Annotated in this window: 1 pseudogene; it reads left to right on the top strand. The window is 58.0% G+C overall.

The features are described 5' to 3' along the window. Positions 1–207 (top strand): annotated as a pseudogene (locus AF337_RS05855) (MFS transporter); the annotation flags it as partial.

Below are 207 nucleotides of genomic sequence, written 5' to 3' on the forward strand. Positions count from 1 at the left end.
GCCGCAACCCGCGTCATCACTGTGTCCATCGTTCGCGATATCTATGGCGGCCGGCAGATGGCCGAGGTCATGTCGCTCATCATGATGGTCTTCATGATCGTTCCGGTCATTGCGCCCGGCACTGGCCAGATCGTCATGTTTTTCGGCAACTGGCACCTGATCTTCCTTTTCATCGCCACCATGGCGACTGGCATCACCGTCTGGGCT

It is taken from the genome of Rhizobium ecuadorense (assembly GCF_001187535.1).
In the GTDB taxonomy this organism is placed as follows: Bacteria; Pseudomonadota; Alphaproteobacteria; order Rhizobiales; family Rhizobiaceae; genus Rhizobium; species Rhizobium ecuadorense.